Raw genomic sequence first — 21,734 nt, 5'->3', positions numbered from 1 at the left:
TCACAGCGCAGTCAAAGCCCGTACTTGCGAATCTTGTCGTGCAGTGTGGTCTTCGGCGTATGCAGCGCCTGCGCCGTACGCGTCAGATTGCCTTCGTTGTTGCGCAGGGCTTCGGAAATCAGGGAGCGCTCTATGGACTCCATGGTCGATGCCAGCGAAGCAGCAGCCCCGGGCGCGGCGCCGGGTGGGGATATGCCGGCATCCAGCCCCAGCGTGATCCGCTCGGCCGCGTTGCGCAGCTCGCGCACATTGCCGGGCCAGTCGTGGGCCAGCAAGGTCTGAAGACGCTGCGGTGTCAGCTCGGCCACGGGGCGCTGGTGGCGGGCCGCCGCCTGCAGCGCAAAATGCTCGAACAGCAGTGCAACGTCCTCACGGCGCTCGCGCAGCGGGGGCAGGTTCACGGTCGCCACATTGAGACGGTAGTAGAGATCGGAACGAAACAGGCCCTGGCGACTGAGTTCCAGCAAATCCACCTTGGTGGCAGCAATCACACGGCAGTCCACGGGAATGAGCGTGTTCGATCCCAGGCGCTCCAGCACCCGCTCCTGCAACACGCGCAGCAGTTTGGCCTGCATGGCCAGTGGCATGCTTTCGATCTCGTCGAGAAACAGCGTGCCGCCGCTGGCATGCTCGATCTTGCCGATGCGCTTCTTGCCTGCACCGGTGAAGGCTCCGGCCTCGCTGCCGAACATTTCGCTGTCAAACAGGGTCTCCGGCAAGCCGCCGCAGTTGATGGCGACGAAATTGCCGCTTTTGCGCCGGCTGGACTCGTGCAGGCTGCGCGCGACTCTTTCCTTGCCGGTGCCGGTTTCCCCCCAGATCAGCACATCGGCCTCACTGGCCGCAAGGCTCTGCAAGGTGCTGCGCAGCAGCTGCATGGGCAGCGAGCGCCCCAGCAGCTGGTGCTGCAACACATCCCGGCTCTGCAGTTGCTGGCGCAGGCTGCGCACCTCCAGCACTAGGCGCCGACGCTCCAGCGCACGTCCCACGCTCTCCACCAGACGTTCGGGGGCAAACGGCTTCTCCAGAAAATCGTCCGCGCCATCCTTCATGGCCTGCACGGCCATGGAGATATCGCCATGACCGGTGATGAGAATCACAGGCAGTTCAGGGTCCAGAGCGCGAATGGCCGCCAGCAGCTCCAGCCCGCTCATCTGCGGCAAGCGGATATCGCTGACCACCACGCCGGCGAAATCCGTCGAAAGGCGCTTCTGTGCCTGCTCGGCACTGCTCACACAGACACAGTCCAGGCCTTCGAGGCGCATGGTCTGCTCGCAGGCCATGGCGACATCGGCATCGTCTTCAACGATCAGGACTTGGAGGAAAGGGTTCATGGGCGGCGTGCAATCAGGACAGCGGCCGAGTATCCACCAAGGGCAGGCTCAGCGTGAAGATGGCCCCGCCTTCCGGATGGTTGCCACCACTCAGGCTGCCACCTGCGGCATGGGCAATCTCCGCCGACAGCGGCAGGCCCAGACCCAGTCCCTGCCCCTCGGGCTTGGTGGTGAAAAAGGGCTCGAACAGCCGCGCCTGAACCTGCTCGCTGAGGCCTGGGCCATGATCGCGTACCGTGATCTGCGCCCAGGCACCGGACCGGTTGCAGGCGATTTCCACGCACCGCGTGCTGCCGCCCTGCACGGCGTCCAGCGCATTGCTCAGCAGATTGACCAGGATCTGTTGCACACGATTGGCATCGCACCAGGCGCTGAGTGCGAGATCCGAGGGTTGTCGCACGATCATGACGCCACTCTGGGCAATGCGCGGCTCCAGCAGGGTCAGTGCGCCATCGATCACCCTGGCCAGTTCGACCGATGCCGGCTGGCCCGCAGACTTGCGTGCAAAGTTGCGCAACTGTCCGGTAATTCCGCCCATGCGCTCGGTCAGCTCGACCATGCGCTGCAGATTGCTTTGCACCATCTCCCCCTGACCGCGCTCCAGAAAGCGCAGGCTGTTGCCGGCCAGCGCCCGCAGGGCCGCCAGGGGCTGATTCAGCTCGTGGGCCACCTCCGTGGAGAGCTGACCGATGACGGCCAGCTTGCCTGCCTGCACCAGCTCATCCTGCGCCGCGCGCAGTGTGGTCTCGGCCTGCATGCGTTCCACCACCTCCTGCTGAAGCGCACGATTGGCATTCTGAAGATCGGCCGTGCGTTGCTGCACCTTGTGCTCCAGCGCTTCGTTGGCCTGCTTCAGAGCCTGCTGGGCCGCCAATTGCTCGCGCACATGTCTGCGTCGCTGATAGAGCAACGCCGCGAACAAGAGCATCAGCGCGATCAACACCCCCGTAACCCAGGCGCGGCTTGCCGCCAGCTGCAAGGCCACAGTAAGCGGAGAAAGCACGGTGATCTGCCAGGGCGTGCCTGCCATCGGCCTCGACTGCGCCAGAAAGCGGCCGGCACTCGGGCCTGCCGCAGCGTCCTTGGGATCTGGAATGCTGACCTGCCGGATCCCTGTGACCCCGCTCGCACCCCTCCAGCTCAGCGACCTCAGGGTCAGCCGGTTGTACTTCTGTGAAGCTTCCAGCTCGGCGCGTCTTGCCTCATCCAGCGGCTGCAAGGTGGCAAAGCGCCAGGCGGGGACGTTGCTGAGGATGACCACGGTGTTCTCGTCGCTGACCACGACCGGCGACTCTGCGCTGGCCCAGGACTGCTCGAGCTGCGCCAGCCCGACCTTGACCACCACCACGCCATGCAGCTCGCCCTGCCCCAAGGTCGTGGTCAGGTAATAGCCAGGCTCGCCGCGCGTAGTACCTACACCGAAGTATCGCCCACGCCCTTCTTTGAGCGCCTGCTGGACGTAGGGCCTGAAGCCGAGATTCTCACCCACAAAACTGTCGGGGCGGCGCCAGTTGCTGGCGGCCAGCACATGGCCTTCGTGATCCAGCATGTAGACGCTGAGCGTGCCTGCGCGCCGGCTCAGCTCCTCGAGATAGCGATTGGCGCGAACCTGCAGCGCTTCGTCGCCGGGCGATTTCAGCAGGGACAATATCTCGGGCTGCAGCGCCACCACATCGGGCAGAAAGGCGAATTTGTCGATCTCGCGCCGAAGGCTGGCGGCATAGAGATCGAGGCGGTTGTTGCCGGCAGCCGCCACGGTTTCGAGACCTATCCGGACAAAACCCTGATAGCCCAGCCAGCCGCCCAGGCTGCTTGCGGCCAGCCACAGCAGGATCAGCAAAGCGGCGCGCAGGCGAGGGGGCAGGACAGCTAGCATGGTGCGGACCATGTTAGCAGCGCCCAGCACCGCTGGAGGCAGGAGGCCGGGCAAGGGAGCGATCAGGTTCAGGCGCGAGCAGCCTCGGCCATCATCAAGGGCTGGGCTGCCGGGCATGCAGAGGACTCCGGCGCCTCATCGCCTTCCCATTTGGCCACCACGGCCGTGGCAATGGCGTTGCCCAGTACATTGGTCAGAGTGCGCCCCATGTCGAGGAAGTGGTCGATGCCCAGGATCAGCAGGATGCCGGCTTCCGGCAAACCGAACATGGGCAGCACGGCGGCCACCACCACCAGCGAGGCGCGAGGCACGCCGGCAATGCCCTTGCTGGAGATCATCAGCACCATCAGCATGGTCAGCTGAGCCGTCAGCGACATCTCGATGCCATAGGCCTGAGAGATGAAGATCGCCAGGAAGGTGGTGTAGATCATGGAGCCATCGAGGTTGAACGAGTAACCCAGAGGCAGCACGAAACCGGTGATGCGCGGCTTGATGCCGAATTTTTCAAGCTGCTCCATGAGCTTGGGCAGCGTCGATTCGCTGCTGGCCGTGAAAAATCCCACCAGCACCGGACCGCGAATCAGCGACAGCAGACGGAAGATGTCCTTGCCCAGCACCAGATAGCCGGCGCCGATGAGCAGCACCCACAGCGCGGCAAGCGCAATATAGAAGCCCAGCAGGAATTTGCCGAACACCATCAGCATGCCCAGTCCGTGGGTGGCGATGGTGCCGGCCACGGAGCCGAACACGCCCACGGGCGCGAAGCGCATCACGTATTCGGTCACGCGCAGCATGACATGCGAGGTCTCTTCCATCAGATCGACCAGCATGTGCTTTTTCTGATGGTTCAGGTAGCCCAGTGCAATGCCGAAGAACAGCGCAAACACCAGGATCTGCAGCACCTCATTGGTGGCCATGGCCTCGAAGATGTTCTTGGGGAAGACATGGGTGATGAAATCCTTGAAATTCAACGCGCCGGTCTTCAGACCCAGGCTCTCGGCATTCGTGGGCAACTCCACGGTCAGGCCGTGACCCGGCTGCAGCACATTGGCAAAAACCAGGCCCAGAAACAGCGAGCAGAACGACGCCGCGACAAACCAGCCCAGCGCACGGCCCCCCACGCGCCCCACGGAGCCTGCATCGCCCATGTTGGCCAGGCCTGCCACCAGCGTGGCAAACACCAGGGGCGCAATGATCATCTTGATCATGCGCAGGAATATGTCGGTGAGGATGCCGAAATAGCCGGCAATGTCTTTGGCAGTCTCCGGTGTCGCGGCGTTGGCGTGGACGAGGTAGCCCACGACCACACCCAGAACCATGGCCAGCAGAACCATGATGGTCAGGCGATTGGATTTCATTTTTTGGAATCTTGGTATGCGTTGTTTGAGCCGCTGCCGGAATCCGGGCCGTGCTGGCCACAGGTTCTGGCAGTGACAACAAACCGAGACGGCCTGTCGACGAAAACGAGGTTTCGTCGGCCAGGTCCAGCCCCAGTCTCACTTGGTCAGCTGCGGTGAAGCAGCGTGTCGTCCTTTAAGCACATACCGTGCCAGCCAGTCCATCCATGCCAAGTCTTTGATTTTTGGATATTCCGGATACTTTTCTGCATAACCTGCATCGGATTTCCGAACATCTCTGGAGAAGGTATACGGAATTCCGAACAAAACTCAGGCCGTCACTGCGGCACGAACCCAGTCCGGCAGCGCTGCAGCTTTCTGCCGCGGGAAATCCACCCAGATCACCGTGCCTCCACCGGCGGCGCAAATCACTCCTGGCTGCGCCACACGCTCCATGGTGGCCCAGGTCTCGAAGGTGGTTCGAGCAGGGTCGCTGACAAACATCCTGAGCAGTACTTCATCAGGATAGGCAAGCTGCTGATAGAAATTGCAGAACGCGTTGACGATGACCGGACCCTGTCCGGCGGGATCCGGATTCAGCCCCATGCCGCGCATCCAGTCGATGCGGGCAGTTTCCAGGTATCGGAAATACTGTGCATTGTTGACATGGCCCATGGCGTCCATATCACCCCAGCGCACGGAAAAACGCATTTCGTGGACCTGCTTCTTTTGCTCTGGCAACTCGATTCTCATGCCGTGGTGTCTCCTGATTGAAAGCGGTGGGCAATGGCCTCCTCATCCCCTTGTTCTAGTTTCTTTGAGGGATGGCGTGCCCTGGGGCGAGCACTAGCCTATGGACTTTGCCGCAACACCGTCTGCTACGCTGTCGCCAAATCTGCACGGTCGTGCCGGACTGTCAGCATAGAATCGCCCGCATCGTGGTTTTTTGCAGACGCACCTGCCAAGGCCGCGCATGCCGGTTTTTCCAATCCAATATCAAGCGAGACTTTCCCGATGACAAACGAAGAGATCCTGGCCCAGTACGGCCCGCGAGAGGCCATGGAATATGACGTGGTCGTGGTGGGTGGAGGCCCCGGTGGTCTGGCCACTGCCATTCGCCTCAAGCAGCTGGCGGCCGAAAAAGGTCAGGATGTTTCCGTCGTCGTTCTGGAGAAAGGCTCTGAGCCCGGCGCGCACACCCTCTCCGGTGCCATCATGGATCCCCGCGCGCTGACCGAGCTGATCCCCGACTGGAAGGAAAAAGGCGCACCGCTGAACCAGCCGGTGACCGAAGACGCCATGGTCTTTCTCGGCGAGAAAAGCTCGCTGCGCACGCCCAACTGGCTGCTGCCCAAGTGCTTCCACAACGAAGGCAACTACATCGTTCGCCTGGGCTTTGTCACCAAGTGGCTGGCGGAGCAGGCCGAATCCCTGGGCGTGGAAATCTTCCCCGGCTTCACGGCCGCCGAAGTGCTCTACAACGAAGACGGCTCCGTCAAGGGCGTGGCCACCGGCAACATGGGCATCAGCAAGGAAGGCGAGCCTACGGGCGACTTCCAGCTGGGCATGGAACTGCACGGCAAGTACACCATCTTTGCAGAAGGCGCTCGCGGCCACCTGGGCAAGCAGGTCATCGCCAGGTACTCGCTGGATGCCAACCGCGATCCTCAGACCTACGGCATCGGCGTCAAGGAACTCTGGGAGATCGACCCCCAGCGTCACAAACCCGGCATGGTGCTGCACACCGCCGGCTGGCCCATGAAGAGCGACACCTACGGGGGTGCCTTCCTCTATCACCTCGAGGACAATCTGGTCACCCTGGGTTTCATCACCGGCCTGGACTACTCCAATCCGTATCTGTCGCCTTTCGAGGAGATGCAGCGCTGGAAGACCCATCCCAACATCCGCTACTACCTGGAAGGCGACGAAGCCAAGGGCATCAAGCCCGGCAAGCGCATCAGCTATGGTGCCCGGGCCATCACGGCCGGCGGCATCTCCAGCCTGCCCCGCTTTGTCTTTCCCGGCGGCGCGCTGGTGGGATGCGAGGCCGGCTTCCTCAATGTCAGCCGCATCAAGGGCAGCCATGCCGCGATCAAGACCGGCATGCTGGCTGCGGAGGCCGCCTATGCCGCCATCGTGGCGGGTCGCCAGGGCGACGAGCTGACGGCCTACACCTATGCATTCGAAAACAGCTGGCTCTACGAAGAGCTGTGGAAGGCGCGCAACTTCAAGGCCTGGTTCAAGAAGGGTTTGACCACCGCCACCGTGATGAACGGGCTTGAGCAGTTTGTGCTGCGTGGCAACATTCCCTGGACGCTGCATCGCAACAAGCCCGACCACGCCTATCTGAAGCCCGCTGCCGAGTGCACCCCCATCGAGTACCCCAAGCCCGACGGCAAGCTGACCTTCGACCGGCTGTCCAGTGTCTTCATCAGCAACACCAATCACGCGGAGAACCAGCCAGCTCACCTGACGCTCAAGGACGCCAGCGTTCCTGTCGCCGTGAACCTGACCAAGTTCGCCGGTCCTGAACAGCGCTACTGTCCTGCAGGCGTCTACGAATTCGTGGAGGACGAGGCCGATGCCGGCAAACAGCGTCTGCAGATCAATGCGCAGAACTGCGTGCACTGCAAGACCTGCGACATCAAGGACCCGACGCAGAACATCGTCTGGGTCACGCCGGAAGGCGGAGGCGGCCCCAACTATTCAGGCATGTAAGCCTGCGCGATACGGTGGCGGCTGCCGCCGCCGGACGCGGCACCTCAAGGCCTGCGCCAGCCCCGGCTGCGCAGGCTTTTTTCATGGGCTGAATGTTTTTAGCAACGCTGCGCGCCAAATGCCCACAAATTTGCAGCATCCTGACAATTCTCGGACCCGGGCCATGGCCGCGAATCGCCCGCTGGAGATTGTTCTGCGTCCAGGAAAGCGCAGCGATCAAAAAACAGGCAGGCGCCTCAATATCCTTGACCCGGGCAAATCAAACGCAGGAAAAATGCGGGGAAAAGCAAAAATCCCGGCCTGCTCAACGCAATATTGCGCGCCATACAGCAGCATCTGCACATCCTAACGCCCGCTTGATGGTGCTTTGCGCAGCTTTCATGCCATTTTTTCGCAATCATCGTATAGGGATAAACAAGGTTATCTCATTTGCGAAGACAGCCAGATCGGTGCAGTAGACTTTGCCGCGAGGCGAAGCGCATCGAGCACTGCCGTCTTAATTCACCTGCAACACACAACAAACGCTGGAGATACACATGAAGCAGCTGTCCTTGGCCCGCATGGGCGCACTGGCCCTGGCGATTTCCGCCATGTCGGGTGCCTATGCCGCCGACACCAAGTCCGTGGCCGTGACCGCCATTGTTGAACACCCCGCACTGGATGCGGTGCGCGACGGCGTCAAGGACGCTCTGAAGGCTGCCGGCTACGAAGAGGGCAAGACCCTGAAGTGGCAGTACCAGAGCGCTCAGGGCAACACCGGCACAGCCGCGCAGATCGCCCGCAAGTTTGTGGGTGACAAGCCCGATGCCATCGTTGCCATTGCCACGCCTTCCGCCCAGGCCGTGATCGCATCGACCAAGACCGTGCCCGTGGTGTTCTCTGCCGTCACCGACCCTGTGGCCGCCAAGCTGGTCTCCAGCTGGGAACCATCCAAGAACAATGTGACCGGCGTGTCCGATCTGCTGGCACTGGACAAGCAGATGGATCTGGTCAAGCAGGTCGTGCCCAATGCCAAGCGCATCGGCATGGTCTACAACCCCGGTGAAGCGAACTCCGCCGTGGTCGTCAAGGAATTGCAGGCGCTGCTGCCCAAGATGGGCTGGACCCTGGTGACCGCTGCGGCCCCCCGTTCTGTGGATGTGTCCAGCGCCGCACGCTCGCTGGTGGGCAAGGTCGATGTGATCTACACCAACACCGACAACAACGTGGTGTCCGCCTACGAATCGCTGGTCAAGGTGGGCCAGGACGCCAAGATTCCTCTGGTCGCCTCTGACACCGACTCCGTCAAGCGCGGCGCCGTGGCCGCCTACGGCATCAACTACCGCGATCTGGGCGAGCAGACCGGCCGCATGGTGGCGCGCATCCTCAAGGGCGAAAAGCCCGGCGACATCAAGCCCGAGGTCTCCACCAAGATGGAGCTGTTCGTGAATCCCGGCGCCGCAGAGAAGCAAGGCGTGAAGCTGTCCGATGCGCTGATCAAGTCCGCCGCTAACGTGGTGAAGTAATCCACCCCCTGTCGCCGGCACCGCCATCCGGTCGTGCCAGCGCAGCGGCAGGTGCCGTGGCGACATGGCCCTGCCGATTTTTTTAGACGTTTGCCGCGCCTGTCGCTCTCTCTATGTCTCTATTTTCCATCCTCGGTGCCATTGAAATTGGCCTGATCTTCAGCCTGGTGGCGCTGGGCGTCTTCATCTCCTTTCGCTTGCTGCGTTTCCCCGACCTGACGGTCGACGGCAGCTTTCCCCTCGGTGGTGCGGTCTGCGCCATCCTGATTTCCACCGGTACCAACCCCTGGCTGGCCACGCTGGCCGGCACGGCTGCAGGTGCCGTGGCCGGCTTCATCACGGGCTGGCTCAACGTCAAGCTCAAGATCATGGATCTGCTGGCCTCCATCCTGATGATGATCGGCCTGTACTCGGTGAATCTGCGCATCATGGGCGGCCCCAACGTGCCGCTGATCAACGAGCCCACGCTGTTCACCATGCTGCAGCCGGCGAACATCGACGACTATGTGATGCGACCGCTCATCATGCTCGGCTTCGTCATCGTGGCCAAGCTGGCGCTGGACTGGTTCTTTGCCACCGAGCGCGGCCTGGCCATCCGCTCCACGGGCTCCAACGCCCGCATGGCACGCGCCCAGGGCGTGAACACCGGCGCCATGATCCTGCTGGGCATGGCGATTTCCAATGGCCTGGTCGGTCTGGCGGGCGCACTTTTCGTGCAGACGCAGGGCGGCTCCGACATCTCCATGGGCATCGGCACCATCGTCATCGGTCTGGCGGCCGTGATCGTGGGCGAGACCATCCTGCCTTCGCGCAAGATCATCTGGGCCACGCTGGCCGTGGTACTGGGTGCCGTGGTCTACCGCTTCTTCATCGCAGCGGCCCTCAACATCGATGCCATCGGCCTGAAGGCCCAGGACTTGAACCTGGTGACAGCAGTGCTGGTGACGATCGCACTGGTGATTCCGCAGATCAAGAAGAAGCTGAGCAAGCGCACCTAAGAAGAAGGACGGCGGAGAACATCATGCTGAACGCACAAAACCTCGAACTCACCTTCAACCCCGGCACGCCGATCGAAACCCGCGCGCTGCGCGGCCTGTCGCTGTCGATTCCCGACGGTCAGTTTGTGACCGTCATCGGCTCCAACGGCGCAGGCAAGTCCACGTTTCTGAACTGCGTCTCCGGCGACCAGAGCGTGGACAAGGGCAAGATCGAAATTGCCGGCATCGACATGACCCGCATGCCGGTCTGGTCCCGCTCCAAGCAGGTGGCCCGCGTGTTCCAGGACCCGATGGCCGGCACCTGCGAGGACCTGTCCATCGAAGAGAACATGGCACTGGCACATGAGCGCGGCAACCTCCGGGGTTTGTCCAAGGCCGTGAAGGCCAGCAATCGCGAGCTCTACCGCGATCGCCTGGCGACCCTGGGTCTGGGCCTGGAAAACCGCCTGACCGACCGCATCGGCCTGCTTTCTGGCGGACAGCGCCAGGCCGTGAGTCTGCTGATGGCTGCGCTGCAGCCGTCGCGCATTCTGCTGCTGGACGAGCACACTGCCGCTCTGGACCCGCGCACCGCCGACTTCGTGCTGCAGCTGACAGCGCGCATCGTGCAGGAAGCCAATCTGACCACCATGATGGTCACGCACAGCATGCGCCAGGCGCTGGATGTGGGCACACGTACCGTCATGCTGCACCAGGGCAATGTGGTGCTCGACGTCAGCGGCGAAGAGCGCTCCAGGATGGATGTGCCCGACCTGCTGCAAATGTTCGAGAAGGTGCGCGGCGAAAAGCTGGCCGACGATGCCTTGCTGCTGAGCTAGGCCCGAACGCCATCAAGACAATAGCTGCCAACGCTTTATCCATAAGCGTTGGCAGCTATTTTTATATCAACTCAGATCAACTCAGCCAAGCTGAGGCTCCAGCTCCTGAGCCATCGGCCTGTGCCCCATGACCGCACAGACCAGCAAGGCCACCAGGGCAATCAGCGCGGTGCCCCATTCCGCATTCTGCAGGCCCAGGGCATTGGCCTGCTGCAGTGCCTGGGCATTTACCGAACCCGTGGCCTGCACTTGCGCCACCGGCAAGGCCGCCACCATCACCAGCACGGCCAGCCCCAGTGCCGCCCCCACCTGCTGGGCCGTGGCGGCCACGCCGGAAGCCACTCCCTGTTGCTGTGGCGCAATGCCCTCGCCCACCAATACCCACATGCCGGTCCAGCTGGCCCCCTGGCCGATGCTCATCACGACGAAGCCCGGCACCAGCCACCAGTAATTGCCGGCCATCGGCAGCACGGCAGCGGTCCAGACCAGGCCTGCCAGGCCTGCAGCCCAGCCAGCCATCAGCACAATACGGGCGCTGTGGCGCGCCAGACCGCGTTCGGCCCATCGAATGCCTACCGTACAGACGATGGTAGGCAGCACAAAGGCCAGCCCGGCCTGCAGCGGGCTCCACCCCAGCACCTGCTGGAAGTAAAGGCCCAGAAAGTAGTACTGAACGCCGTAGCAACTCATGAACAGCAGCGTCAGCAGCATGGCATGCTGCAGGCCGCGCACCCTCAGCAGGGGCAGCGGCATCAGGGGCGCGGCCACCTGCTTTTCAATGGCCAAGAATACCGCCAGCGCCAGCACGCCTGCCAGCGCCACGGCCAGCGTACGCCCGTCCAGCCAGCCCCATTGCGGACCCTGCACCAGAGCCGTGACCAACAGGCTGCTGCCCAGCGTCACACTGATGCAACCGGCCACATCGAAGCGGCGCTGATGGCGCGGCACGCTGGGCATCGGGGGCAGATAGCGCAGTGCCGCCACCGCACAAGGCCAGGCCATCGGCACCAGCACCCACAACACCCAGTGCCAGCCCAGCCACTGGGTCAGCACGCCACCCAGCAAGGCCCCTGCCGCCAGCCCTGCGGCGCTGGCCATGCTCCACACGGCCAGCGCCCGATTGCGCTCGGCACCGGGGCGGTACAGGGTGTTGATCATGGCCAGCGTGGCCGGGAACAGCAGCGCCGCCCCCACGCCCTGGGCCGCACGCGCGGCGATCAGCAGCCAGGCCTCGACGGCAAAGCCTCCGGCCAGCGACGCCAGGCCAAACAAGCCCATGGCGGCTACATACATGCGGCGCTGGCCCAGCAGATCGGCGCAGCGCCCGCCCAGCAGCAGACAGCCGCCGAATGCCACACTGTAGCCGCTGATCACCCATTGCAGATGGTGCGCAGGCAACTGCAGATGCATGCCCATGGCGTCCAGTGCCACGAACACGATCGTCGCATCCAGCGCAATCATCAGCTGCGCCAGGGACAACAGGGCCAGCGCTGCACGCGGATAGCGCAGGCTGGGCAGGGCTGGCAACTTGTTTTTCTCTTGATCCATCACATCGGTCCTCGTTCTCGAAAAGGAGCGGCTGCTCGCCTCGTCGCTGCGGCGGGCATGAGTGCTCCAAAGCGTGCTGCATTGCAGGTGCAGCGTGGATGACCGGTCAGGCAGGCATCGTATTTAATTCAAGGACGCAGATAAACATGAAAATCATGTTTAACTTATGCGTATACGCATCAATCAAGCTCGAGTGCCATGGATCTGAACGCCGTACACATGCTGGTCAAGGTGGCCGAGTGCAAAAGCTTCACGCAGGCCGCGCACAGCCTGGGAACCACGCAGTCGCGCATCTCGCGGGCGATTGCCCAGCTGGAAGCCGATCTGGGCACCCGGCTGCTGCATCGCAATACGCGCAATGTCTCGCTCACGCCCGATGGCTGCACCCTGGTGGACCGCAGCGCCGCGCTGATAGCCGGGCTTGATGAAGCGCGCCAGCTGATGCTGGACCGGCGCTGCGAACCCAGTGGCGTGCTGCGCATGACCGCGCCCTCGGTGCTGGGACGGGTGGTGCTCACGCCGTTGCTGGGGCCGCTGATGGATCGCTATCCGAGCCTGCAGATCGACGCCAGCTTTACCGACCGGGTGGTGGACATGGTGGAAGAAGGTTTTGACGCAGCCGTGCGAATAGGCCCTCTGGCCGACAGCCGCATGATTGCGCGCAGCCTGCCGCCGCTGCGCTGGGTGACCGTGGTCTCTCCCGGCTATCTGCAAGCCCATGGCGCACCGCGCACACTGCAGGAGCTGGCAAGGCACCGCTGCCTGTCGGTCTACAACCACTATCTGGGATTTCAGGTGCCCTGGCAGTTCAAGGCCGAAGGCGAAGAGCCGCTGGACTGGATGCCGCCGCAGTCCATCAGCTTCGACAGCGGCGATCCTTTGATCGAGGGGTCGCTGGCTGGTCTGGGCGTGGCCCAGGTCATGGAGTTTGCCGTGCGCGAGCACATTGCCAGTGCACGGCTCATACCCGTGCTGACGCAGCTCGAAGGCCGCAGCCGCGAGCTGTCTCTGGTCTACCCTCGCACCCGCCACGCCTCGCCCAAAGTGAAGGCGCTGGCCCAGATGCTGCTGGAACAGGCACGCTGGTAGGCTTCGGGCCGCACCCTGCGCTGGCAGACTGCGCAGCACCCACCGCATTGCCCAGGCTGAATGCCCCATGTTGACCGGTGAAGCCTGACCCGGCGCCTGCATGATCCGCCTCTGCACCGGCGGCAGGGTTTCGAAGGCCCCCTGGTGCCTGCTCATGAACAGCGGCTACAAAGCCTCAACGGGCTTGGGTGACATCGTCCAGCTCGGGAACCGCACGGGTACAGAACGCAACCACGACACTGCCCCCCGGCGCCATGGCGCCCATGACCGCAGCAGCACTTCGGGGTATCAATGGCCCGCAGTCCGCCCACTTCATCTTTGCGATGCATGCCAGTTATTCACGAATTCTGTTGAAGTGAATTCAATAATGAAAGCATTCCTGCTCCTCGCTTTCCATCAATCCGTTGCATCCTCGCCACCATCCGCGAATCGCAGGTCGGGGCAGAACCCATGCAGCCCGCAGATGGCAGCATCCACAGCGGCCCATAAATCCATACAAAACAAATACTTGGCAAAAAAACTGCCGGATTCGCCTTACTTCATGACAACCCGAAGCGCGCGCACCCTCCATAAATCGCTCACAATCTGCACCCACTGAACGGCAATGCGTGTCATCGCCGATCGCGCACGCCGCGTTGTTACCCAAGGGCCGGCCGTGCAGAACCACAATAATGCAAGCCATGACAAAGGCCTTAGCCAGCCTGCCTCCCCTGTCATGTCCTGCCAGAAAATCTCGTATTCATGAGCGACAGCGAATCCACCGCAGCAACCGGCCAGTTGCACCGTTCCCTCAAGGCCCGCCATATGTCGATGATCGCCATCGGCGGCTCCATCGGCACCGGCCTTTTCGTCGCCTCCGGCGCCACCATCTCCCAGGCAGGCCCCGGCGGCGCATTGCTGGCCTACATGATCGTAGGCCTGATGGTCTACTTTCTGATGACCAGTCTGGGCGAGATGGCGGCCCACATGCCCGTCTCCGGCTCTTTCGCCACCTATGGCGCCAAGTACGTGGACGAAGGTTTCGGCTTCGCGCTGGGCTGGAACTACTGGTACAACTGGGCTGTGACGATTGCCGTGGACCTGGTGGCCGCCCAGCTGGTGATGGCCTATTGGTTCCCGGGCACCAACGGAGTGCTTTGGAGTGCGCTGTTTCTGGCCCTGATGTTCGGCCTCAACGCACTGTCGGCCAAGGGCTTCGGCGAATCCGAATTCTGGTTCGCCGCCATCAAGGTGACCACCGTGCTGGTCTTCATTGCCGTCGGCGTGCTGATGATCTTCGGCATCTTGCAAGGCGGCGCACCGGAGGGAATCTGGGGCAATATTGCCAACCTGAGCACAGGCGACGCGCCGTTTGCGGGAGGCTTTGCAGCCTTGATCGGAGTGGCCATGGTGGTGGGGTTCTCCTTCCAGGGCACGGAACTGATCGGCATCGCCGCCGGCGAGTCGGAGGATCCGGCCAGGAACGTGCCCAAGGCCGTGCGCAAGGTGTTCTGGCGCATCTTGCTGTTCTACGTCTTCGCCATCCTCATCATCGGCCTGCTGATTCCCTACACCGACCCCAAGCTGCTGCGCAACGATCTGGGCGATATCGCCGTTAGCCCCTTCACGCTGGTGTTCGAACGGGCCGGCCTGCTGGGCGCTGCGGCCGTCATGAATGCCGTGGTGCTGACCTCGGTGCTGTCGGCCGGCAACTCGGGCATGTACGCCTCCACCCGCATGCTGTATGCGCTGGCCAAGCAAGGCATGGCCCCCAAGGTGTTCGCCCAGGTCAACACGCGTGGCGTGCCGGTTCTGGCATTGATCGCCACCACCGTGATCGCCGCCCTGTGCTTTCTGACCAATATTTTCAGCCCCGAAGTGGTCTACATCTGGCTGCTGAATCTGTCCGGCATGTGCGGCTTCGTGGCCTGGCTGGGCATTGCCATCAGCCACTACCGCTTCCGCAAGGGCTGCGAAGTGCAGAACTACGATATGAGCCAGCTGCCCTACAAGGCCGCTGCCTTCCCATTCGGCCCCATCTTCGCCTTTGTGCTGTGCCTGATCATCACTCTGGGCCAGAACTACGAAAACCTGATCAAGGATCAGATCGACTGGGTCGGCGCCATCGCAACCTATATCGGCCTGCCTCTTTTCCTGGCCATCTGGTTTGGCTACAAATGGGTCAAGGGCACGAAGATCGTCAAGTATTCGGAAATGGATTTGAGCGGCTCGCGTTAATACCCAGTCATTGGAACTCTCCCAAGGGCGGCACCGGCAACGGTGCTGCCCTTCTTGCTTCATGGCCACCAGTCGGTATCGATTAGTCTCAACAGACGATTCATGTCATGACAAATATCTGAAGAATGCCTGCCAACAGGCCAGAACCTGCAAGGTTTTCACAAGGGAGGAGAGCAATGCAAAACAAGATGATGAACAAGGCGCTGCTGCTGTGCATGGGTTTGCTGGGCGCTGGAGCCGCCTGCGCCAAGGTACCCGCCGCCGAGGCCGACAGGCTGGGCAAGGAGCTGACCTGCACCGGCGCCATCAAGGCCGGCAATGCCGATGGCAGCATTCCGCCCTTCACGGGAAAGATACTGGGCGTGCCACCCGGCGTGAAGTTCACCAAGTCCGTGGGACAGTTCCAGCCGGACATCTATGCCCACGAGAAGCCGCTGTTCGAAATCACGGCCGCCAACATGGCACAGTACAGCGACAAGCTCAGTGACGGACAAAAGGCGCTGCTTGGCAAATTTCCGGCCACCATGCGCATTCCCGTCTATCCGGGCCACCGCGACTTCCGGTATGACGACGAGATCTGTGCCGTTGCAAAGCGCAACGCACTGGAGGCCGAAGTCATCAACGACGGCAATGGCGTCAAGGGCTATATGGGGGCACTGCCCTTCCCCATTCCCAAGAGCGGCATTGAGCTGCTCTGGAACAACCTCATGCCCAGCCGCGCCAGCACCGAAGAGGTGGAGCGCGACATGGCACTGGTGGGCGCAGGAGGCGATATCGCCTGGGGCCGCACCAGCTACATCCAGCTCAGCCGCTATGACTCCAAAGAAAATCTGGGCAAGCCCAACGAAGGCAAGTACGCCTATGTGACCAACTTCTCCATCCTGCCCGAGCGTGAAAAAGGCAGCGTCATCCTGTCGATCGAGCCCATGAACTTCGGCACGGACAAGCGGCTGGCATGGAACTACGACCCCGGCACGCGCCGCGTACGCCAGCTGCCGGAGTTCGGCTATGACCAGCCCGCGCCGGGAACCAGCGGCAAGGCGACCATCGACTCGGAGCGGCTGTTCAACGGTGGATCGGAGCGCTATGAATGGACCATGCACGGCAAGCGTGAAATGTTCATTCCAGCCAACACCTTTCGCATCAACCAGCCGCTGAAGTACGCCGATCTGCTCAAGCCCGGCCACCCCAACCCGGCGTACACCCGCTATGAACTGCGCCGTGTCTGGGTGCTGGAGGGCAAGCTCAAGCCCGGCTTCCGGCACCTGTACTCCAAGCGCGTGATGTTCATCGACGAAGACACCGGACATGCCGTATCGGGCGACTTCTACGACGCCCGCGGCCAGCTGTGGCAGCACGGTGAAATCAATTACTACTACGCCTACGACATCAGGAAATGGCACGCGGGCACATCGTTCTACTACGACCTGAATGCCGGCTCCTATGTGAGCATGAATCTGGTCCAGGAGCGCCCCAAGGCGCCGATTCTGGGCAGGGACAACCTGCGCGCCAGCCAGTACACGCCCGAAGCGATCCGCAACCTGGGCAACTGATCGGCACCGGGAGATTCCGCCGCCGTGCGCACCGTCAGGTGAAAAGAGAGGCCATGCGCCTCTCTTTTTTATGGTCGGTCCCACGCACCTGGGAAGCGCCCCCCACTCCTGCCCGGGCAGCGTGCTAGGATGAACTACCGTGCCAGCATTGAAAACCATAAGAACTGGTGCCGTTTTGCCTGTCTTCGAGTCGATTTCCACGTGCGCATCATTCACCAGCAGCCAACGACCCCGCCGGTCGCATGGCAAGGCACGGCTCCGGCGGGAGCCCCTCCCGGATTCACCGGCCATCGGACGCCCCCCTTGCCGTCATCGATACCCTGTGGCCCGGCCCGGCCCGGACAGCGCGACCCGTGCCCCCTTGAAACAAAGCGCCTCTTCGGCCAAGGTCGCACCGCCTCATGCTCTTTTAATCCCTGCACAACCAAGCACGACTAAGCTTGCAGACGAGATTTAGTTCGCCGCAATCATGACCACCAAGCAATCCCTGGCCAGATGGCTGCCCTTTCTCGATTGGCCCCAACCGACACTCGGCCTGCTGCGCGGTGAATTCTGGGCCGGCCTGACCGTGGGCCTGATGCTGCTGCCCCAGGGGGTGGCTTATGCCGCACTGGCCGGCATGCCACTGATCACCGGCATCTATGCCTCCATCATTCCTGCGGCAGTGGCCATTCTCTTCAGTCCCTCCCCCCGGCTGGGAGTGGGGCCGACCGCGCTGAGCGCCTTGCTGATCGGTGCCTCGCTGACCGGCATGGCCGAGCCCGGCTCGGCCCAATGGGTTGCGCTGGCGGCATGGATGGCCATTCTTTCCGGCCTGGTGCAATGGAGCCTGGGCATGGTGCGCGCGGGCTGGCTGCTCAACCTGGTCACCTCACCCGTGCTGGCAGGCTTCACCCAGGCGGCCGCCCTGCTGATTCTGGCCTCGCAACTGCCCACCCTGCTGGGAATGCGCGCTGACTGGTCCACCGTCTGGCACTCGCCGTCCATCTACCTGTTCAGCATCCCGTCCATCGCCTACGGCGTGGCCAGCATGGCCTTGCTGATGCTGGCCAAGAAGTGGCGGCCGGCCTTCCCCTCGGCCATCTTCATCATCGGCCTGAGTGGTTTCATCAGCTGGTTCACCGGCTTTGCCGATGGGGGCGGTGCCGTGATCGGCCATCTGCCGGCAGGGCTGCCCAGCTTCCATTGGCCAGGCATGCTGGACTGGGATCAGTTCGGTGCCCTGATCATGCCGGTGCTGGTCATCTCCCTGGTCAGCTTTCTGGAGACGGCCTCCAGCGCCCAGGTCGAGCATCAGCAGGCCGGCACACGCTGGAACGAGAACCAGGATCTGATTGCCCAGGGCCTGTCCAAGATCAGCGCCGGCCTGTTCGGCAGCTTTGCCACCAGCGCCTCTTTCTCGCGCTCGGCGGTCAATCTGCTCGCAGGGGCCAGAACCGGCTATGCGAATGTGTTTTCCATCCTGCTGGTGGTGGTCGTCGTGCTCTGGTTCATTCCCTGGCTCTACCATGTGCCCCAGGCAGCGCTGGCAGCCATCGTGATCACGGCAGTGCTCAATCTGGTCAAGCCCAGCGCAATTCTCAAGCTGTTCAGAGTTTCCAAGGTGGAAGCCTGCATCAGCGTCGCCACCCTGGTGCTGACCATCGTTACGGCCCCGCGCATGTACTGGGGAGTGTTCGCGGGCATCATGCTCAGCCAGGCCTACTACCTCTATCACCACCTGCACCCCCGAATCATCGAGGTCGGCGAGCATCCCGATGGCAGCCTGCGCAGCCGCCAGCTCTGGCAGCTGCCGGCGCTCGCACCCAATGTGGTGGCCGTGCGCATGGACGCAGACCTGGACTTTGCCACGGCCACGGCTCTTGAGCGCTACGCGGCCGATGCCCTGCAGCGGGCGCCCCAGGCCAAAGACCTGGCGCTGCTGATGCAGTCCATCAACAGCATCGACATCACCGGCGTCGAAACCTTCGCCCGGCTGGAGCGCCTGGTCGCATTGCGTGGCGGCCTGCTGCATGTGGTGGGGCTGAAATTGCCTGCGGAGCAACGGCTGGAGCGCGCCGGCCTGCTGCACCGGCAGGGCAGCCCCATCAGGCTCTATCGCACAGATGCCGACTTTCTGCGGACGCTTGGCAATTTACCCACACAACCGCCCCGCATCAACGCTGACGAAAAGCCTACATCCACAAAAAGATAAGGGTCGCTGCTACACTGACGGCCACCATTGATAGCTCGTCGTGACCTCATCCGCCCCCCATCAATCCGTGTTTCTGCGCGATCTGCGCCTTGCCACCGCACACAATCTGGTGACTCGCGCGGGTGGTGGCGATATCCGTCTGCCCACCGACACCCCTACCCACTACCTGCAAGCGCTGATTGATGGCTTGTGCGCCCTGTCGTTGCGCGACCCGCTCACGGGTCTGGCCAACCGTCGCCATTTCCGCTCCGTGATCGAGCGTGAGATCGACCGCGTGGCCCGCTCGGGGGAGACCGCGCTGCTGCTGATGCTGGACATCGACCACTTCAAGCAGATCAACGACGAGCACGGCCATATCGCCGGCGACATGGTGCTGCAATCGGTGGCACAGACCCTGTCGGAAATCATTCGTCCCATGGACACGCTGGCGCGCTTTGGTGGCGAGGAATTCGCCATAGTGCTGCCGGTCTGTCCTGCCCATCAGGGCCGTGCGGTTGCCGAGCGCCTGCGCCAGGCCATCGAAAACAACTCCATCGCCGTGTCTTCGGGTCAGGCGCTGAAGGTCACCGTCAGTATCGGCGGAGTCTACGCCCAGCAATGGATTCGCAGCACGGCGCAGCTATGGACAGAGCGTGCCGATCGCCAGCTCTATCTGGCCAAATCGGCAGGCCGCAATTGCGTGTGTGTCGAGGAACCACCCGACAGTACGGTGAGTGCAGAGGAAAAAAGCCTGCTTTTCAGCCCTTTGACCCCCTCCTCGTTAGAGGAAAATGTTTCCGACAACACAGCACCAGACGTAAACACCGACGCCGCAAGCCAGGTCATAACGCCTTGAGACGATGGACACCTTGGCCCCTCACCCTACTTTGCCCGCTCACATATCCATGGAAGATGCCCTGCGGGCGCCTGGCCGCACCAAGCAGGCCCACATCATTGCCGTCACCAGCGGCAAGGGCGGTGTCGGCAAGACTTTTGTCTCGGCCAATCTGGCTGCGGCGCTGACGCGCCATGGCTTCAACGTGCTGGTACTGGATGCCGACCTGGGGCTGGCCAATCTGGATGTGGTGCTCAACCTCTACCCCAAGGTCACCCTGCACGATGTGTTCACGGGCCGCTCCACACTGGAAGATGCCATTCTGACCACGCCGGGGGGCTACTCGGTTCTGCTGGCCGGCTCGGGCATGATCGAGTATTCACGCCTGACGCCCGAGATCCGCTCGCAGTTCATGCGCACGGTGGAGCTGCTTCGCCCGCGCTACGACATCATCCTGCTCGATACCGGCGCCGGCATTTCGGACGTGGTGCTGTTTTCCGTTTCCCTGGCAACCGAGGTCCTGGTCGTGGCCACACCCGAACCCACCTCGCTGACCGATGCCTATGCCGCCATCAAGGTGCTGGCCCTGCAACAAAAGCGCCAGCAGATCCGGCTGGTCATCAACCAGGCGCAGCGCCCTGGTGACGGCCGCGCCATCACGGGACAGCTGCAACAGGTGCTCAACCGCTTCGTGACCACGGATTCCGGTCAGCCTCTGCAGCTGACTCACTGGGGCGATATTCCGGTCGACTCCGCCGTCCGAGAGGCCGTGATGCGCCGGCAGCTGCTGCTGCAGGCCATGCCCGGAGCACCCGCATCCCTCGCAGTGGCACAGCTGTCCAATAAAATCAAGGCAGAGCTGACGGCCCCGGTCTGAGCTGCATCACCGTCGATGCAGCAGCCGCGCGGCCGCCCCCCCGGATATCGACGTGGCCGACATACTCAACATCTCCTGCTACAAATTCACGCCCCTGCCCGATGCCGACCAGTTGCGCCAGACGCTGCTGGAGCGCGCGCTTGACCTGAACCTCAAGGGTACGGTGCTACTGGCCGAGGAAGGCATCAACTTTTTCCTGGCGGGCACTGCTGCGGCCGTGCGCGGCTTTGTGGACCAGCTCAGGCAGGATCCGCGTTTTGCCGATCTCTCTCCCAAGGAGAGCTGGTCCGAGAGCGTTCCCTTCCGAAAAATGCTGGTCAAGGTCAAAAACGAGATCATCCGCATGGACCATCCCGCCATTCGCCCCGCCCAGGGCCGTGCGCCCTCGGTCAGCCCGGCCACGCTGCGCCGCTGGCTGGAGCAAGGCCATGACGACGAAGGCCGCGAGGTGGTGACGTTGGACACGCGCAACGACTACGAAGTGGACGAAGGCGCGTTCGCAGGCACAATCGAATGGCGCCTGAGCAAGTTCACCGAGTTCCCGCCTGCCCTGCGCCGGCACAAGGATGCATTCGTCGGCAAGACCGTGGTCAGCTACTGCACGGGCGGCATCCGATGCGAAAAAGCCGCCATCCTGATGCAGGACGAAGGCATCGAAAACGTCTACCAGCTGGAAGGCGGCATCCTCAAGTACTTCGAGGAAACCGACGGCAGGTTCTTTGATGGCGGCTGCTTTGTCTTTGACGGCCGCGACTCGCTGGGCACCGATCTGTCGCGTACCGAGCTGGTTCACCCCCGCCCCATCAAAAAGCACTTGATGGAATAAGCCGGCCTGTCTGGGCGACTCTCAAAAAAA

General features: G+C 62.6%; 16 protein-coding genes. 11 read left to right on the top strand and 5 right to left on the bottom strand.

Features of this window, described 5'->3' with window-relative positions:
- Positions 1 to 11 precede the first annotated feature (11 nt).
- The 4 genes from E2583_RS12795 to E2583_RS12780 all read right to left on the bottom strand — a co-directional run bounded on the left by E2583_RS12795 (position 12) and on the right by E2583_RS12780 (position 5,300).
- Positions 12 to 1,334 (bottom strand): sigma-54 dependent transcriptional regulator, encoded by a 1,323-nt coding sequence (locus E2583_RS12795; RefSeq protein ID WP_291596279.1) that lies wholly within the window; start codon positions 1,332 to 1,334, stop codon positions 12 to 14.
- A 13-nt stretch (positions 1,335 to 1,347) separates the two neighbouring features.
- Positions 1,348 to 3,327, bottom strand: coding sequence for an ATP-binding protein (locus E2583_RS12790; RefSeq protein WP_291596278.1), 1,980 nt, complete (start codon positions 3,325 to 3,327; stop codon positions 1,348 to 1,350).
- Entirely contained in the window at positions 3,279 to 4,568 is a 1,290-nt protein-coding gene (locus tag E2583_RS12785) for a dicarboxylate/amino acid:cation symporter (RefSeq protein WP_291596277.1), read from the bottom strand. The genes E2583_RS12790 and E2583_RS12785 overlap by 49 nt, the downstream gene beginning before the upstream one ends.
- A 309-nt stretch (positions 4,569 to 4,877) precedes the next feature.
- Positions 4,878 to 5,300 carry a thioesterase family protein gene (locus E2583_RS12780; RefSeq protein ID WP_291596276.1) on the bottom strand — a complete coding sequence of 141 codons (423 nt, stop codon included), beginning with the start codon at positions 5,298 to 5,300 and terminating at the stop codon, positions 4,878 to 4,880.
- A 261-nt stretch (positions 5,301 to 5,561) separates the two neighbouring features.
- On the opposite strand from E2583_RS12780, the gene E2583_RS12775 reads away from it, so the two are divergent.
- From E2583_RS12775 to E2583_RS12760, 4 genes are all read left to right on the top strand, one after another.
- Entirely contained in the window at positions 5,562 to 7,265 is a 1,704-nt protein-coding gene (locus E2583_RS12775; RefSeq protein WP_291596274.1) for an electron transfer flavoprotein-ubiquinone oxidoreductase, read from the top strand.
- Positions 7,266 to 7,801: 536 nt separating this feature from the next.
- The gene (locus E2583_RS12770; protein WP_291596272.1) at positions 7,802 to 8,770 is read left to right on the top strand and encodes an ABC transporter substrate-binding protein; all 969 of its coding nucleotides are present in this window, start codon (positions 7,802 to 7,804) and stop codon (positions 8,768 to 8,770) included.
- Between the two features lie 113 nt (positions 8,771 to 8,883).
- The gene (locus E2583_RS12765) at positions 8,884 to 9,768 is read left to right on the top strand and encodes an ABC transporter permease (RefSeq protein WP_291596269.1); all 885 of its coding nucleotides are present in this window, start codon (positions 8,884 to 8,886) and stop codon (positions 9,766 to 9,768) included.
- Positions 9,769 to 9,791: 23 nt separating this feature from the next.
- Entirely contained in the window at positions 9,792 to 10,586 is a 795-nt protein-coding gene (locus E2583_RS12760) for an ABC transporter ATP-binding protein (protein ID WP_291596267.1), read from the top strand.
- An 81-nt stretch (positions 10,587 to 10,667) separates the two neighbouring features.
- On the opposite strand, the gene E2583_RS12755 is transcribed toward E2583_RS12760, so the two are convergent.
- Complete coding sequence (locus E2583_RS12755) at positions 10,668 to 12,134, bottom strand: MFS transporter (RefSeq protein WP_291596265.1); 1,467 nt, start codon at positions 12,132 to 12,134, stop codon at positions 10,668 to 10,670.
- Between the two features lie 198 nt (positions 12,135 to 12,332).
- Between E2583_RS12755 and E2583_RS12750 the strand changes: the two genes are divergently transcribed.
- From E2583_RS12750 to E2583_RS12720, 7 genes are all read left to right on the top strand, one after another.
- The gene (locus tag E2583_RS12750) at positions 12,333 to 13,223 is read left to right on the top strand and encodes a LysR family transcriptional regulator (protein ID WP_291596263.1); all 891 of its coding nucleotides are present in this window, start codon (positions 12,333 to 12,335) and stop codon (positions 13,221 to 13,223) included.
- 741 nt (positions 13,224 to 13,964) lie between these two features.
- Positions 13,965 to 15,440, top strand: coding sequence for an amino acid permease (locus E2583_RS12745; protein WP_291596261.1), 1,476 nt, complete (start codon positions 13,965 to 13,967; stop codon positions 15,438 to 15,440).
- A gap of 176 nt (positions 15,441 to 15,616) precedes the next feature.
- A complete protein-coding gene (locus tag E2583_RS12740) occupies positions 15,617 to 16,993 on the top strand; it encodes a DUF1329 domain-containing protein (RefSeq protein ID WP_291596259.1) in 1,377 nt (458 codons plus the stop codon).
- 469 nt (positions 16,994 to 17,462) lie between these two features.
- Positions 17,463 to 19,187, top strand: coding sequence for a SulP family inorganic anion transporter (locus E2583_RS12735; RefSeq protein WP_291596258.1), 1,725 nt, complete (start codon positions 17,463 to 17,465; stop codon positions 19,185 to 19,187).
- A gap of 40 nt (positions 19,188 to 19,227) precedes the next feature.
- Positions 19,228 to 20,022 carry a GGDEF domain-containing protein gene (locus tag E2583_RS12730; protein WP_291596256.1) on the top strand — a complete coding sequence of 265 codons (795 nt, stop codon included), beginning with the start codon at positions 19,228 to 19,230 and terminating at the stop codon, positions 20,020 to 20,022.
- Positions 20,023 to 20,071: 49 nt separating this feature from the next.
- A complete protein-coding gene (locus E2583_RS12725) occupies positions 20,072 to 20,878 on the top strand; it encodes a MinD/ParA family protein (RefSeq protein WP_034399414.1) in 807 nt (268 codons plus the stop codon).
- A gap of 52 nt (positions 20,879 to 20,930) precedes the next feature.
- Positions 20,931 to 21,704: a sulfurtransferase gene (locus E2583_RS12720; protein WP_291596252.1), complete on the top strand. Its 774-nt coding sequence runs from the start codon at positions 20,931 to 20,933 to the stop codon at positions 21,702 to 21,704.
- The last annotated feature ends 30 nt before the right edge of the window (positions 21,705 to 21,734 follow it).

Source organism: Comamonas sp., from assembly GCF_009360615.1.
Classification (GTDB): domain Bacteria; phylum Pseudomonadota; class Gammaproteobacteria; order Burkholderiales; family Burkholderiaceae_C; genus Comamonas.
This window is presented reverse-complemented; position numbering and strand designations above follow the sequence as displayed.